This window comes from Paenibacillus intestini (genome assembly GCF_030803945.1).
In the GTDB taxonomy this organism is placed as follows: Bacteria; Bacillota; Bacilli; order Paenibacillales; family Paenibacillaceae; genus Paenibacillus; species Paenibacillus polysaccharolyticus.
This window is the reverse complement of sequence record NZ_JAURUN010000004.1, coordinates 25,831-40,995: the sequence shown is the minus strand read 5'-3', so window position 1 is coordinate 40,995 and position 15,165 is coordinate 25,831. Positions and strand designations below refer to the sequence as shown.

11 protein-coding genes are annotated in these 15,165 nt (G+C 48.4%); 4 read left to right on the top strand and 7 right to left on the bottom strand.

Going from position 1 to position 15,165, the window contains the following annotated elements:
* The first annotated feature begins 16 nt into the window (after positions 1-16).
* The 3 genes from argF (at position 17) to argH (ending at position 3,818) form a co-directional block, all read left to right on the top strand.
* On the top strand, positions 17-982 hold the full coding sequence (argF, locus tag J2T16_RS13525; RefSeq protein ID WP_090922966.1) for an ornithine carbamoyltransferase: 966 nt from the start codon (positions 17-19) through the stop codon (positions 980-982).
* Positions 983-1,072: 90 nt separating this feature from the next.
* Positions 1,073-2,308 (top strand): argininosuccinate synthase, encoded by a 1,236-nt coding sequence (locus J2T16_RS13520; protein ID WP_090922968.1) that lies wholly within the window; start codon positions 1,073-1,075, stop codon positions 2,306-2,308.
* 106 nt (positions 2,309-2,414) lie between these two features.
* Entirely contained in the window at positions 2,415-3,818 is a 1,404-nt protein-coding gene (argH, locus tag J2T16_RS13515; protein WP_221790459.1) for an argininosuccinate lyase, read from the top strand.
* A 107-nt stretch (positions 3,819-3,925) separates the two neighbouring features.
* Here the strand turns inward: argH and J2T16_RS13510 are convergent, their stop codons facing one another.
* The 7 genes from J2T16_RS13510 to allC form a co-directional block, all read right to left on the bottom strand.
* Positions 3,926-5,281, bottom strand: a complete 1,356-nt coding sequence (locus J2T16_RS13510) for an allantoinase (RefSeq protein WP_499018486.1) — start codon at positions 5,279-5,281, stop codon at positions 3,926-3,928.
* Between the two features lie 64 nt (positions 5,282-5,345).
* Positions 5,346-6,740 carry an NCS1 family transporter gene (locus J2T16_RS13505; RefSeq protein ID WP_154984715.1) on the bottom strand — a complete coding sequence of 465 codons (1,395 nt, stop codon included), beginning with the start codon at positions 6,738-6,740 and terminating at the stop codon, positions 5,346-5,348.
* A gap of 309 nt (positions 6,741-7,049) precedes the next feature.
* Positions 7,050-7,922: a fumarylacetoacetate hydrolase family protein gene (locus J2T16_RS13500; protein ID WP_499018485.1), complete on the bottom strand. Its 873-nt coding sequence runs from the start codon at positions 7,920-7,922 to the stop codon at positions 7,050-7,052.
* Positions 7,919-9,184, bottom strand: a complete 1,266-nt coding sequence (locus tag J2T16_RS13495; RefSeq protein WP_499018612.1) for an amidase — start codon at positions 9,182-9,184, stop codon at positions 7,919-7,921. Before J2T16_RS13495 ends, J2T16_RS13500 begins: the two co-directional genes overlap by 4 nt.
* Positions 9,185-9,226: 42 nt before the next feature.
* Positions 9,227-10,564: a uracil/xanthine transporter gene (locus J2T16_RS13490; protein WP_499018484.1), complete on the bottom strand. Its 1,338-nt coding sequence runs from the start codon at positions 10,562-10,564 to the stop codon at positions 9,227-9,229.
* Between the two features lie 203 nt (positions 10,565-10,767).
* Positions 10,768-11,997 (bottom strand): pyridoxal-phosphate-dependent aminotransferase family protein, encoded by a 1,230-nt coding sequence (locus J2T16_RS13485; protein WP_499018483.1) that lies wholly within the window; start codon positions 11,995-11,997, stop codon positions 10,768-10,770.
* A 32-nt stretch (positions 11,998-12,029) separates the two neighbouring features.
* Positions 12,030-13,274 (bottom strand): allantoate deiminase, encoded by a 1,245-nt coding sequence (gene allC, locus J2T16_RS13480; RefSeq protein ID WP_154984793.1) that lies wholly within the window; start codon positions 13,272-13,274, stop codon positions 12,030-12,032.
* A 171-nt stretch (positions 13,275-13,445) separates the two neighbouring features.
* On the opposite strand from allC, the gene J2T16_RS13475 reads away from it, so the two are divergent.
* Complete coding sequence (locus J2T16_RS13475; protein ID WP_499018481.1) at positions 13,446-15,077, top strand: PucR family transcriptional regulator; 1,632 nt, start codon at positions 13,446-13,448, stop codon at positions 15,075-15,077.
* Positions 15,078-15,165: the final 88 nt, after the last annotated feature.

The window sequence follows — 15,165 nt, the reverse complement described above, 5'->3', positions numbered from 1 at the left end:
TGAGGAGGAACCAATAATGGCAGTACAGCACACAGACAAGGTCCAGAAAATTGATTTGAGAGGCCGGGATTTCATCGAATTCACGGACTATACGGCAGAAGAAATTCGTTATCTGCTTGATCTCGCGATTGAGATTAAAGGCAAGCAAAAAAGCGGTGTACCGTTCCAGCCCCTGAAGGGCAAAACGATCGGACTTATTTTTGAAAAATCATCGACACGTACTCGTGTATCCTTTGAAGTGGGTATGTTCCAGTTGGGTGGACATGCGCTTTTCCTGAGCAAAAACGACATTCAGCTGGGACGCGGCGAAACGACGCATGATACGGCTAAGGTACTGTCTCGTTATCTTGACGGCATCATGATCCGTACGTTTGGACACCATAATGTGATTGAACTGGCAGAACATGCCGATGTTCCGGTGATTAACGGCCTGAGCGATGCAGCGCATCCATGTCAGGTACTGGCGGATTTTCAAACGGTGCTGGAGCATAAAGGCAAACTGGCGGGTCTGAAAATGGCTTATGTCGGCGATGGCAACAACATGGCACACTCTCTGATGCTGGGCGCAGCGAAAATGGGGATGCATGTTGCAGTAGCCACACCGGAAGGGTATGAGCCGGACAGCACGGTGGTCGAGCAAGCTCGTGCGATTGCACAGGAGAGTGGCTCCGAAGTAGTCGTAACCTACAGTGCGCAGGAAGCCGTGAAAGATGCCGATATTGTGTATACGGATGTATGGGCGAGCATGGGCTTTGAAGAAGAGCAAAAGATTCGTGAGCAGGCGTTTGCGGCGTATCAGGTCGATGAGGAATTGATGAAAGGTGCGAAGCCGGACTACATGTTCCTGCACTGCTTGCCAGCACACCGCGGTGAAGAAGTGAGCGCAGGTGTCATTGACGGCCCGAACTCGCTGATCTTTGATCAGGCAGAGAACCGTCTGCATGCACAAAAAGCACTGATGGCCGCTTTGATGAGCGAATAGTCGCGATTTGCGGCGATGGGTTGATTTTACACGCCAATTTGGCGATGATAGATGCAATATAGTAATTGATCTTGGGGAGGACCATATCACATGGCTAAGGAAAAAATCGTACTCGCCTATTCCGGCGGACTAGACACATCTGTAATTTTGAAATGGTTAAAAGAAACGTATGATGCAGAGATTATCGCGTTTACCGCGGATATCGGTCAGAAGGATGAACTCGACGGACTCGAAGAAAAAGCACTCGCTACGGGCGCTTCCAAAGTATACATCGATGATCTGCGCGACGAATTCGCGAAAGATTTCATCTATCCCATGTTCCAAGCAGGTGCCCTTTATGAAGGTCAATACCTGCTCGGTACAAGTATCGCGCGTCCGCTTATTGCTAAACGTATGGTGGATATCGCGCGTGCAGAAGGCGCTACAGCAATTGCTCACGGCGCTACGGGTAAAGGAAATGATCAGGTTCGTTTTGAGTTGAACGCAGCTGCACTGACACCGGACATTCAAGTGATCGCGCCTTGGCGTCTGGAAGAGTTCCGCAATCAGTTCCCGGGACGTGCAGAAATGATCGCTTACGCTGAGAAACATGGCATTCCGGTTACCGCTTCTGCGGCGAAACCTTATTCCACGGACCGTAACCTGCTACATATCAGCTATGAGAGCGGTGTGCTTGAAGATCCTTGGTTCGATCCGAGCGCGGATGAGAACAAAGATATGTTCCTGCTGAGCAGCGCACCTGAGGATGCACCGGACCAACCGGAGTACCTCGAACTGGAGTTTGAACAAGGTGACTGTGTCGCCCTGAACGGCGAGCGTCTGAGCCCACTGCAAGTGATGGAGCAACTGAATGAACTGGGCGGCAAACACGGTATTGGACGTGTAGATATGGTAGAGAACCGTTTTGTCGGCATGAAGAGCCGTGGCGTATACGAAACACCGGGTGGAACGATCCTGTTCACGGCACATCGCAAAATGGAATCCATTACGATGGATCGTGAAGTGATGAACCTGCGTGACAGCTTGATTACTCGTTACAGCACACTCGTATATAACGGGTTCTGGTTCGCACCGGAACGTCTGGCATTGCAAGCTCTGGTAACGGAAAGCCAGAAGAACGTAACCGGTACGGTTCGTGTGAAACTGTACAAAGGAAATGTTATTGGCGCAGGCGTGAAAAGCCCTGTCAGCCTGTACAATCCGGACATTGCTACCATGGAAGCTGATCCATCGGAGGCTTATGACCAAGGCGATGCAACAGGCTTTATCCGCCTGAACGCACTGCGTTTGAAAGTACATTCCGGTGTGGAACAAAACAAAAAATAATTCACGGCGTGTGGTTCACGCTACATCATAATTACTGACAAGGCGGGCCGTTCTTGCACATTCTGGCAGGGGCGGCTTTGTCCATGAGCGAAAGGGGATACTCACTGTGAGCAAGCTGTGGGGAGGACGTTTTACGAAGCAAACCAACCATCTGGTTGAAGAATATACCGCATCCATTAATTTTGACAAAGCATTGGCGGAAGAAGATATTCAAGGCAGTTTGGCCCATGTGACGATGCTGGGCAAATGCGGTATTTTGCCGGCTGAAGATGTGGAAACGATCAAAGAAGGCCTGATTACCGTTTTGCATAAAATCCGTGCAGGTGAAGTGGAATTCTCCGTATCAGATGAAGACATCCACATGAATATTGAGAAAAATCTGATTGAAACGATTGGCCCTGTCGGCGGTAAACTGCATACAGGTCGTAGCCGGAATGACCAGGTGGCAACCGATATGCACTTGTATCTGCGTGAACGTGTTGTAGGTTTTGTTGGCATGTTACATGCTCTGCAGGAGGCGCTAATCGGACAGGCTAAAGACAATCTGGATACGATTGTACCGGGTTATACCCATTTACAACGTGCACAGCCGATTCTGTTTGCACACCACTTGATGGCCTATGTATCCATGTTCCAGCGTGATGCGGAGCGTCTGATGGACAGCTACAAACGGATTAATGTACTGCCACTTGGTGCAGGGGCACTTGCGGGCACAACGTTCCCGATTGATCGTCATTTTGTAGCAGAGCAGCTTGGCTTTGATGGAGTATATGAGAATAGTCTGGATGCGGTAAGTGACCGTGACTTCATCGTGGAGTTCCTGGCCGCCGCTTCCCTGATCATGACTCACTTGTCCCGTTTGAGCGAAGAACTGGTACTGTGGAGTAGTACGGAGTTTGGCTTCGTAGAATTGGATGATGCGTTCTGCACAGGCAGTAGCATTATGCCGCAAAAGAAAAATCCCGATGTGCCCGAACTCGTTCGTGGGAAAACAGGACGTGTATACGGCAATCTGATTGGATTGCTGACCGTGCTGAAATCTCTTCCGCTGGCTTACAACAAGGATATGCAGGAAGACAAAGAAGGTATGTTTGATACGGTAGCAACGCTTGAAGGGGCGCTTCAGTTATTTGCTCCAATGATCGCTACGATGAAAGTAAACAAGGATCGTATGCGTCAAGCGGTAAACCAGGACTTCTCCAATGCAACGGATATTGCGGATTTCCTCGTCGGTGAAGGTCTGCCTTTCCGTCAAGCGCATGAGGTGATTGGTAAAACCGTATTGTACTGCATCCAGAACGGCAAATATTTGCTTGATCTGACGATTGATGAATTCAAACAATTTTCACCGCTGTTCGATGATCGGATCTATGCTGTGTTACAGCCTGAAGCAGTAGTTAACGCTCGTAATGTTTACGGTGGAACAGCGTCGGGTCAAGTGGCAGAGGCTATTGCTCGCAGTGAGAAGATGCTCGGAGCAACCGAGCAGTGGATTGAAAATCGGGGTTAAGGCATAGGCTACAATCCAAGGTTAGGACTCAAAAAGATTAAAAAAGAAGCATGTTCGAGAGACGAATCTCTGACATGCTTCTTTTGTGTGTTTCCTATTGCTTTAAATTAAGGCTTCAGCCAGCTACCTTCGTTTACAGAAGGTAGCACCTTGCCATCCTGCACAACGATATGTCCGCGGACGATTGTACCTGCCAGACTCGACGGGAAAGTATGCCCAATATAGAGGCTCTGTTTATGCTTGGCGTAATAATTCTCTTCCGTCACGGTAAATGCTTCATTCAGATTTACGATGGCAAGGTCTGCATCCATTCCGATGGCGATACTGCCCTTACGATCTGCAAGTTCAAAACGTGTTGCCGGATTCGAAGCTGTCCAAGCAGCGACGTGCTCTAATGGAATGTTGTGGGCTAATGCAAGTTCCAGAGCAGAGAGTAGTGTGAATTGTCCACCACTGATTCCGCCCCATGCCTGAAAGAGATTATAATCTTTCGGATCTTTCATCTCGTAAGGGCATGGTGAATGATCGGAAGATAGCATATCGAATTTACCTTCTGCCAGGAGGGAGATCAGTCGCTGTTGTTCATCCGCCTCACGCAGGGGAGGGGCACATTTGGCGATAGTCCCTTTTTCACGCAGGCTATCGTGGTTAAAGAGCAGGTAATGTGCGCAAGTTTCTACCGTGACATTCATACCACGGGCTTTTGCCGCCTCAATTTTAGCCACGGCTGCTGCGGAACTGATATGAACAAAATGCAGGGAGCAGCCTGTAATTTCGGAGTAATAGAGTGCGCGTTCAACCGCTTCGACTTCAGCGAGGATGGGCCTTGTCTCCAGATAATCATCGGCGCTGACGAGTCCTGCCGCTTCCTTTTCAGCTTTCAGCCAGTTCGTTATTGCCGCGCTTTCCGAGTGCAGAGCCAGAATTTTGCCGAGAGCTGCAATCTTTTTCATGCCCGTCAGCAGTGTCATGTCGTCTACCGCTTCGAACTCTTTATTACCTGTGGTCGACAAAAAGGCTTTAAACCCAATGACACCAGACTCGGCTAATGGCTGCAAGTCATCTTCGTTGCCAGGAACGAGTCCGCCCCAGAGGCTGAAATCGACGAGTGATTTTTCATTGCCGATGCGTGCTTTCTCCAGCAGTGCTTCTTCCGTAACTGTCGAGGGGATTCCGTTTAGCGGCATATCGAAAAAGGTCGTGCAGCCACCTGCGGCCATCATCGCTGATCCGGTAGTGAATCCTTCCCAGTGCTCCCTTCCTGGTTCGCTGAAATGCACGTGTACATCAATCATGCCTGGAAGAATATGCTGTCCGGTGGCATTCCACTCATGTGTAGCTTCTCCCTCAAGTGTGGCGGCAATTGCCGTAATCTTACCATCCTTTACACCCATATCGACTTGTGCGACGCCGTCTGGCAACACCACGCTTCCGCCACGTATGATCAGATCATAATGTTCCATATCCATCCCTCTTTCTTTGGGTGTTTGCATTATATGGCGCTGATGGTTAAGTCAGGCCTGTGGTTTACTCGTAGATGGTGCCTTTCTTGAATGAGGAACCCTTAAAAGCGAATTTGCTAAGTAGCAGATAGGATAGGCCTGCTGTGATGAATCCGATGATCCAGCCGATGTCAACGAGCAGGAAGGCTGCTCCAGCTCCGATGAGCATAGCTAACAAGGCGCTTGGGTTATACCCTTTGAAGGAGCCGTTATCCAGATATAACTCTGCTGTATCGACCTTTTGTTTTCGCAAGATGTAATATTCGACTAGCATGATCGCTACAATGGGGCCCAGGAATGCGGAATAGATTAGAATAAATGTATTCAAACCTTGAGCCGAGGAATCCTGTACGAGTACCCATGGGAACGAACAGAGGGCGAGTAAGCCGGTGATGACAACAGATGCTTTGTATTTAAGCTTGGTAACAAGCGAGATGACGTAAGCGGGTGGTACGATGTTAGCGACCATATTAACGGCTACTGCACCAATAACGATGAAGGCTGAGACAAATACGGTGATGTATGGGTTGTCCACAATAACAGCAAAGGCCTTGACTGGATTAGAGATGCCTGTTGCTGCGGCCATCATTGCACCGATCGTCAGAACGAATCCATAAGCGATAACGATCGGGAAGAAGTAGAGCATACTACGCTTTTTGTCACTCATGCCGCTCTTCAGCTCACGAGAATAATCACCTGCGCTTAGGAAGATGGCTGCGTAGTTGCCAAGGAATACCATGATGAAAGCAAAGAATGGAAGTCCCCATGTCCCTTTGGCATTCACCCAATTTTCGGTAATGGCTGTGCTGTGGGAGTTAAGTAATAAGGTGAATACATAGACGAGTGCAAGCATAATAACGACGGAAGCGAGAGTTTCAACCCACTTGATTGCGTGAAAGCCATAAAGTGACAGGACAATCTGAACGGCCTGTAGCAAGATAAAACAAACAGGAATACTGTCTAAGCTGCCACCGCTTAATACTTTGACAATTTCATTCAAAGCCGTTGCTCCGACCCAGCTCTGGAAGCCGTACCACACGATGGCGGGCACACCACGTAAAAAGGAGGAGATGATCGATCCTTTGATGCCAAAGGACATTCGCAGTTGAACAACATAGGGGATGCCTGTTCGATAACCAAACCGGTCATTGATCGCAAAGATCACGGAAATAATACCAATGGCAATCATCGCAGCTACAAATGTCTGAAACACATTGAGCGTGGCGACACCAGCAACAATGAGGCTCGCTCCGAGGGTCATGTTACCGAGGTTCACGCCATCCCCGATCCACATGAACATGTAGGGTACTGATCCGATTGTTCTCTCGCTCTCCTGTTTCGGTTTTAAGGAGTCGTCGATGCTGATTTCTTCGTGTAGCTGCGTCTGTTTCAGTACTTGTCCTGCCAAATTCGTTGACATATCTGCCCCACTCCTCTTTGATATGGGGTGCCGCAAGGCTGGTTGATCTCTGAATTAACGAGTCGTTCCATCCATTCCTGTCTGCACACCACAGATGATATTAAACATGTAAGATAAAATAACTTAATAATGTTATGTATCCTTACTTGTTCTTTGTATCTCTTATTTTATCATCTTGTTTGTACAATTCATTGACAAAAACGTAGATTGTTCTCGTAATTTCTGTTGAATTTGTATGAAAAAATATGACGTGTTATGTGAAGTTAGGATAAAATGGTGTAAAAAACGCATTTTTGTGTTCAAAACATCTTACAATGTTCGGGTTTCGCTCTCTACCTTATTATCTAGTTTCCGAAGTCCATCAATCTGACAGCTAACCACATCGCCTGGTTGAATGGTGACTGATCCCGGGGTGCCTGTTAAGATGACATCTCCCGGATGAAGTGTCATCACGTTCGACAGAAAAGAAATCAGGTACGCAGGAGAAAAGATCATATGATTAACGGTATTGCTGTGGGCAACATGACCATTGTGCACCGTTTGAATCTCAAGTTCGTTCAGATTTTCGTATTCTTCAGGCGTTGAGAGAGAAGAGCCAAGGCTTAGGAACGTGTCAAAACTTTTGGCACGCTGCATAAACCGGGGGTTGCGGGCATGAATATCCTTGGCGGTCATATCAAGTGAGGTCGTGTAACCTGCTATAACGTCCATTGCCTGCTCTTCACCAATGCCTTTGCATGTTTGTCTGATGACAATTGCGAGTTCTGCCTCAGCGGTGATCTGTCCCGCTCCAACCGGCAGACGGATCATTTCCCCCGAGCCGATCAGGGATGAGTCAGGTTTGAGAAAAATAACAGGTTCATCTTCGGGTGGGCGTCCAGATAGTTCGATGGCTTTGTCCCAGTAGTTCATGCCTACACCAATAATTTTCCCTGGACGGCGATACAGTGCGCGATAGGATACGTCACTGGCGGGCAGAGGAGCCAGTGAAGCAAGTTGCCCGTGTTCATTGCGGTACCAGTTACGTAGTGCGTTGAATTGATTTTTTTGCAGCAAAGTAAACAGATCTGTATCCCAGCTCGTGCCGAATTGCTCGTTCAGCCAAGCCAGTGGAGTAATGCCTCGATCCGTCCAAAAAGCAACTTGCTCCCGCCCTTTATCTTCAATCGTTACAAGTTTCATCGGCACACCTCTTCCGCAAACTGTTTTGCTGTCCAATGCAATAGCCTAGGATCAGTGTTCGTACCACCGATAAAAGATAACCCTATGGGCAGTCCATCGGGACGGAGAACAGGAACCGTAACCTGGGGTAGCCCCGAAAGCCCTGCAATACAGGAGAGTTGCATCGTTTTGGCGCGGTAGGCTTCTGCTTCAGGACCTTTCAATCCCAGAAGGGGAGCCGGGCCCGGTGCGGTTGGAATAGCCAGCAGACCTTCTTCTCCTAACAAGTCAACGAGGTTACGCCGTACGCGAGCGCGCAACTTCACTTCGGCCTCGCTAGCAGACTTTTCAAGGGAGCAAGCCCACTCAAAACGTTCTGCGATTCCTGGGCCAAATGTCGGGCGTTCTTTTGTAAGCCAGTCGTTGTGTTCGTTCGCAATTTCCAGCCCTTGAAGAACACGGAACGCCGCTGACCAGTCTGCCAAGCTCTCGGCGGGTTCGGTTAGATTAATGCATTGATAACCTTCCGGCTGCCATCCCTCAATTCCGTGTAATGTTGAGAGCAAAAGCGAACAATCTTCAGCTTCTGGCAGCTCCCATGCTTCTGTCGCTATGAAGAACTGAGTGAACGGCTTCGTATCTATTTCAGATGTAGAATCCGAACCGTTGTCTTTTAGAAGAAGTTTTTCTTTCAGTAGCGCGTTGCCTACGTTGCGTAAAATAGTTACATCCTGACTCATCCAGCCAACTGTATCAAAGCTATGTGCAAGAGGAATGACCCCCTCTGTCGATACAGCTCCATGCGTTGGGCGGAAGCCGTATAGTCCGCAATACGAAGAGGGGATACGTACGGACCCACCCGTATCCGTTCCGATGGCGAAATCGGCCAGTCCTGCCGCTGCTGCAACGGCAGACCCACTCGATGAACCGCCTGGAATCCGATCCGAAGCGAGGGGATTGGTTGGTGTACCGTAGTGAGCATTTTCCCCATTCAGACTGTACATCAGTTCGTCCGTCTGTGTTGTGCCTTCGAGAATTGCGCCATTCTCCAGCAGGGTAAGCAATGCAGGGGCAGTAGAGGTTGCAGGATCATGTGTGCGAAGCCAATCCGGATTGCCTGCTCCGCTTATTTCTCCCTGAATATTGAAAACATCTTTGACTGCAAAGGTTAGTCCACTTAGTGAGCCGGCTTGATTAGCTGGAAGTCTGATGTCTGCATTAACGTATGCCCCCCAGTGATTAGGCTGGAGCGCATCGGTTGTTTTTTTTGGACCCGTTTTCATTGCAGATGTTTCTGTCTGTTCCTGATTTGAATGTTTCATTAGTTATTCCCCTTTCGTTCTTATACTAGGGCTTAGTGCACTCAGGGAGGAGCGGGAGTGGACTTGGTTCAATAACAAAGCCAGTAAAATACCTACCAAAAGCCCGTTTCCGAGCAGTGGACGTAGCAGTGGGGGTAATGTTGTAAAAATTTCCGACGGTAATCCCATAACGATAATACCTATGAATAATGGCGCAGCCGTCCGGTAGAGGTTTGCCGCATCCATATGAAGCTGTCCGAAATACTGGAGTGAAGAACCTAACAGGCGAAGGTATGTCACGAATAGTATAGCGCTTCCGATACTGAGCGGAAGTTGTGTCAGTAAACCGGTGACGGCTGGAATCAGGCCGATAGCTGCAAACATCAGACCCCCAATAACAAATGGAAGTCTTTCTCGCATACGGGTTTGTTGGAGAAAGCCGACAGAACTAACATATGGAGCGTATGGAACGAGTCCGAGCACACCTGATATCACTGCGAGGATGCCACTGATTGTAAAAGAACGTTTATACTGGCTGCTGGCCGCTTCGTGCTCATAGATAGCATCCGTACCTTTCAGGGCACCAAATGTGTTTGAAGTGTTGATTAAACCGGCAATCACGGCGATCGCGATTACGCCAGTGTTCAATCCACCCGCAGGTTCCCCAAGCGGGAACCAGACTGCATCGAGTGTTCCTGAATTGGATGTTCCCCCAGAGCTGCCGAAGATAAATACATGTAATGCCCAGCCGCCCAAAATACCAATCAGCAAAGCATACTGCGCTATGGCTGGCCGTGCTTTTATGGATAAGACAGCAACCAAAACAGCCACTGCTGCGGCTAGTAGGAAGATGGCAGGTTGGATGACGTTCGCCTTGTCGGAAGAACCTGATGAGATACCAAGCATACCTTCGAGAAAAATGATATTCAGTCGGCAACCAAGTAAGAACATAAATACAGCCATGACTCCTGGCGTAAATAATTTCGATAAAGGCGTAGCCAGACCGCATAAGCCAATCAGGATTGTGATCACACCCGAGATCAGAATGCCGACGGCGAGACTACCCCCGAGTTCCGTCAAGGATATACCAAGGGAGGGGGCGGATGCGCTAAGGCTCAGGATGACACCCCACCATAACCCCGACTGTCCTTCCATGACGGATCTTTGATGTCCAAGCCATGCTTGTACAGCACATGTGATTCCGGTGAGGATGAATGAACACTGGATCAGAAATTGAATTCGTTCCTGTGGCAATGCAAATGCCGCCCCAACTGTAATAGGTATAACTACTGTATTGGTAAATAAGAAAAACAGCCATTGCAGCCCGCCCAGACCGGAGCGGAGCCAGTTGATTTTAAGCATGTGTCACCTTCCGTGTGGATCTTCGTTGAAAATGTTTCTTGTGCATTCAGGCAATCCATGATGCAGTTGATGTATTTTAACGAAGTCTGAATTGTACAAAAGGATTCCGGCAGTTCCCGGAATCCTTTCAATATTAATAAATAGCCTTGATTCTAATTGACCAATAACAGTGCTCCTATGCGATGTTTAAATCCCTCGGCGCTTTATTCTGCTTGCTCGTAAACGTCAAGGGCCTCTTGCACCCCGCGTCCGATCACAATCGGAGCTTTATGCCGGATTAACACAGCTTCCAGTGCGGATAGGACGAATAGTACGTTTTCTTTCCGACAACTGTAACCCATGGTGCCGATTCTCCAGATCTGCCCATGCAACGGTCCGAATGAGCTAGCGATTTCAATACCAAACTGGGTCAGAAGTGTAGTTCGTACAGACTCGCCATCTATCCCTGTAGGAATTTTTACACAGGTGACGACTGGAAGCTTCCATGCTTTATCGTTGAACAGCTCCAGACCCATGCCGCGGATACCTGCCATCAGTGCTTTTTCATGTAATCGATGACGTTCGAAGCGTGTTTCAAGCCCTTCTTCCAGCAGAATGCGCAAGCCTTCACGCAGTGCGTACAGCATGGATGTTGCCTCTGTATGATGATTCAGCCGTCGTGGCCCCCAGTAATCTTGCAACTGGCTCAGATCAAAGTAATTACTGCGGATTGGATGTGCGACATCCCGGCGATCACTCTCAAGTGCAACACCACGTTCTACCTTTTTCCGACTTGCCAGAATGCGTTCTACCCGCTCATTGTAAGTTACAGGAGCCATGCCAGAAGGGACGGATATGCACTTTTGGGTGCCGCCAATCACGGCATCGAGTTGCCATTCATCTACTTTGACTGGGGCGCCGCCAATGGAAGCAACAGCATCAACGACCGTTAATACACCACGTTCTCGGCAAGCTGGACCGATCTGGTCCAGTGGCTGCATGCAACCTGTTGAAGTCTCGCCATGTACGATGGCTAAAATTTTCGGCTGAACTCGTTTTACCTCATCGATTACTGCTTGTTGGTCGAATACTTTTCCCCATGGGCATTCCATGAGATGGAGTTCTGCGCCGTGACGTTCGGCAATTTCAGTCAGCAGATGTCCGAAGCGTCCGAAGATAGGAACAAGCACTTTGTCCCCTGGCTCGATCAGGCTGCACAGCACGGCTTCCAGACCGGAACGTGAAGTGCCATCAACCGGAAAGGCCCACTGGTTCGTCGTTTGGAATGTCTGCCGCAACATGTCCATCGTTTCGTTCATCATTCGGGTGAATTCCGGATCGAATTGGCCCAGAATGGGTGTTGCCATGGCTCTTAAAACTCTCGGGTCAACCTCGACTGGTCCTGGGGTCATAATGGTTCTCAAAGGTGCATGAATTTCCCGGTACTGTGTCATCTCGTCATCGCCTCCTGGTTCTAGTTGTTCATTCAATATGCCAGCTTATATAACAGGTCGATTAACAGGCGAACTCCGCGCTGCAAATCTTCCGTATGGGTGAATTCAGCAGGGGAGTGGCTAATGCCGCCCTGGCTTGGAACGAATAATAATCCTGTTGCACAATACGTGCCGAAAATCTGTGAGTCATGTCCTGCGCCACTTGTCATTCTTTTGTATGAAATACCTTCGCTTTTTAAAATGTCCTCAGCCGTTTGGTTTAACGTGCAATCCATCGCAACGGGAGGTTCATCCATCCACTTATGGCAAGCGACCGTTGTTCCATGTTCAGAGGCGACGGTCTCGAAGTCACTGAAGCATGCCTCACAAAATTGCTCAATGATCTTGGCATCACTGTGACGAACATCCAGGCTAAAGGTGACCTCGCGTGCAATGACATTACCTACATTCGGTTTAACTTCCATGCGTCCAACGGTGGCGACAAGTCCAGACTCATGGGCTTTGGCCCGATGCATCAATATTCGGATCAACTCGGCTGAAGTAAACATCGCATCACGACGCCACTGCATAGGTGTTGTCCCGGCATGGTTGCTCTCACCGTATACCGTAATGTTATAACGGCGTTGCCCCACGATGTGACTGACGATGCCGATTGATTTCTCTTCGCGTTCAAGCACCTGGCCTTGTTCGATGTGCAGTTCAATAAAACATTCCAGGTCTTTGCGTGTTGGCTGCGCATGAAGTCCGAGTCCGAATCCTGCCTCGTGCATGGCCTGTTCGAAGGGGATTCCGTTTACATCGTTGATGTGGTGGATGGCCTCGCGCTCTTTTACTCCCGTTATGTTGCCTGAGCCCCAATAAGTCATTGGGAAACGACTGCCTTCTTCTTCACACAACGATACCACTTCAATAGGTTTGAGTGGCTGACCATAATGTGTGAGCAAATGTTCCACAGCAATGAGTGCTGCAATGATCCCATAGGCTCCGTCATATTTGCCACCGCCAATCACGGTGTCGACATGAGACCCGGTTAACACTACGTTTGCTTCAGGATCACGTCCAGAGAGCCGACCAAACAAATTGCCGACATCGTCATAGCGTGCGGATAAACCAAGTTGTTCTATTTTAGCTTGAATCGCCTTCTGAGCTGCGCTCCAAGCCGGGTCATAGAGCAAACGGGTTACACCGCCGCTGTTGTCTTTTCCGTACGAAGCCAGCCATTCGACCATCTCTTCGATCTGCTTAGACAAGGCAGATGGTTTTGGTTGTTCAATCATCAAGTGCAGTATCCCCCATTCCGGCAACGCTAGCTTTCCGACCGATGTTAGATTAATTAACTTGGCATTGCGTTTAATTCATCGTAAAATAAAAAAAATTAAAAAGCATTCACGAAAATGTAGAAGAATAGCTGAATTCGTTGTGCATGTTAACCATAGGGGTGGAGAAGGATGAAAATGAGTGACCTGCTGAAGCTGGGTGTATTCAACGGCACAATCGTGGTAGGGGGAAGCGGTGGTTTGAATCGGGAGGTTCATACCGTCAATATGATGGATGCTCCTGATATTATTCCGTACTTGAAAAGAAATGAGTTACTGATTACGACGGCTTTTCACTTCAAGGATGACCTGCCGGCTCTGCTTGAACTGATTCGTGAGATGGGGCAACAGGAATGTGCAGGACTGGGTATCAAAAGCAAAAGATTTCTCGGCAACATTCCTGAATCCGCAGTTCAGCTGGCAAACGAGTTGGATCTGCCTCTGGTGGAACTGCCTGTTGATCCTTCGCTAGGTGATATTGTCAACAAATCGCTGAGCCATATCCTCGATGTGCGAACAACGGAGTTGCATAATGCCATACAGACCCATCGCCAGTTCACCCAACAAATTATGAGCGGTCAAGGTATACCTAAGTTGCTTGATCAATTATCTGCTTTGCTGCGATTTCCTGTATATTTGCTCGGGCCGTATCTGCAGCCAATCTTCGGCCGAGTTCCTGCTAAAACGGCTGCGCAACTGGAGATGTTATTATCTGGCGGCGGTCAAATTCATGTTGCGCCTTCCGTGTTCTCCGCATTTTCCTTGTTAGGTGAGGAACGTGAAACGTTAACATTATTTCCCGTATACACCCATAGACAAGTGCATTTCCTGTGTATTACCGGTTTCATATCACCTGCTGAACGTTCAAGCATTCTGACCATTGAACAGGCAACGAATGTGATTGCGTTTGAATTAATGAAGGATAATGCATTGAAGCAGAATCGGCGCCGGATCCAGAATGAGTTTTTTACTAACTTTATTGGAGGGGTCTTCTCGAGCAACGAGGAGATTGCAAACCGGGCAAGGGAGTTCGGACTGTCCAGTGATCAACGATACCTTTGTGTGGTCGGCAAGCTGAATAGCAAGGATCGAGCGACGTCATTCATGCAATACAAGGCAGAACAGGATCAGATTGCTGAACATCTTCAAGGGGAGTTAGCACACTTCCGCCATCCTATATATTTGTTCACCCATGACCGATCCTATGTGCTACTCATGCCGCTGGTTGAAGAGTGGGAGATGGTCAAACCTTCCTTTATCGAGCTACTGGAACGTCTGCAACGTAAAATTGCCATGTATTACGAATCGGAGCTGTCATTTGGTCTTAGCAGTTATGCCCAGCCACTTAGCCAGATTCCTTTATCTTTTAAAGAGGCGAATGAAGCTCTCTATTTCGGGAGTATATCGGGAAAAATACGCTTTATCGAAATGTATCAGCCGAAGGAAGTATCTGAAATTTTGCGTTTGATCCCCCATGATCATCTGAGAAAATTTTATGTGGATACGATGCAAGGATTCGAAGATGAGACACTTAAGGATCACCATATGTTGCTTCATACATTGTCTGTATATCTGGAAACGCATTGTCATCTTGCCGAAACGGCAAAGCGGCTTTATATTCACCGGAATACTGTAATTTATCGACTGGAAAAATGCGAAGAGATTATTGGTCGTAGCCTGAAAGACCCTGAGGAGACATTGCGTCTTCGGATGGCCTTTCGGATCAAAGCGTTGCTACCAGAAGAAGGAAAAGCGGCGTATTGAGAGAGTGACCAAATATGATTACAAGCAGGCTGAGATAAACTGTACCCCCAGGTTAGTTATAGTAACCGAGGAGGCACAGTCCACTTTA

Excerpts from the sequence above, each read along its gene's own strand:
- J2T16_RS13475 (WP_499018481.1), top strand. The coding sequence starts at position 13,446 with ATGAAAATGAGTGACCTGCTGAAGCTGGGTGTATTCAACGGCACAATC.
- J2T16_RS13520 (WP_090922968.1), top strand. The coding sequence starts at position 1,073 with ATGGCTAAGGAAAAAATCGTACTCGCCTATTCCGGCGGACTAGACACA.
- allC (WP_154984793.1), bottom strand. The coding sequence starts at position 13,274 with ATGATTGAACAACCAAAACCATCTGCCTTGTCTAAGCAGATCGAAGAG.
- J2T16_RS13490 (WP_499018484.1), bottom strand. The coding sequence starts at position 10,564 with ATGCTTAAAATCAACTGGCTCCGCTCCGGTCTGGGCGGGCTGCAATGG.
- argF (WP_090922966.1), top strand. The coding sequence starts at position 17 with ATGGCAGTACAGCACACAGACAAGGTCCAGAAAATTGATTTGAGAGGC.
- J2T16_RS13505 (WP_154984715.1), bottom strand. The coding sequence starts at position 6,740 with ATGTCAACGAATTTGGCAGGACAAGTACTGAAACAGACGCAGCTACAC.
- J2T16_RS13495 (WP_499018612.1), bottom strand. The coding sequence starts at position 9,184 with ATGAAAACGGGTCCAAAAAAAACAACCGATGCGCTCCAGCCTAATCAC.
- J2T16_RS13500 (WP_499018485.1), bottom strand. The coding sequence starts at position 7,922 with ATGAAACTTGTAACGATTGAAGATAAAGGGCGGGAGCAAGTTGCTTTT.
- J2T16_RS13510 (WP_499018486.1), bottom strand. The coding sequence starts at position 5,281 with ATGGAACATTATGATCTGATCATACGTGGCGGAAGCGTGGTGTTGCCA.
- J2T16_RS13485 (WP_499018483.1), bottom strand. The coding sequence starts at position 11,997 with ATGACACAGTACCGGGAAATTCATGCACCTTTGAGAACCATTATGACC.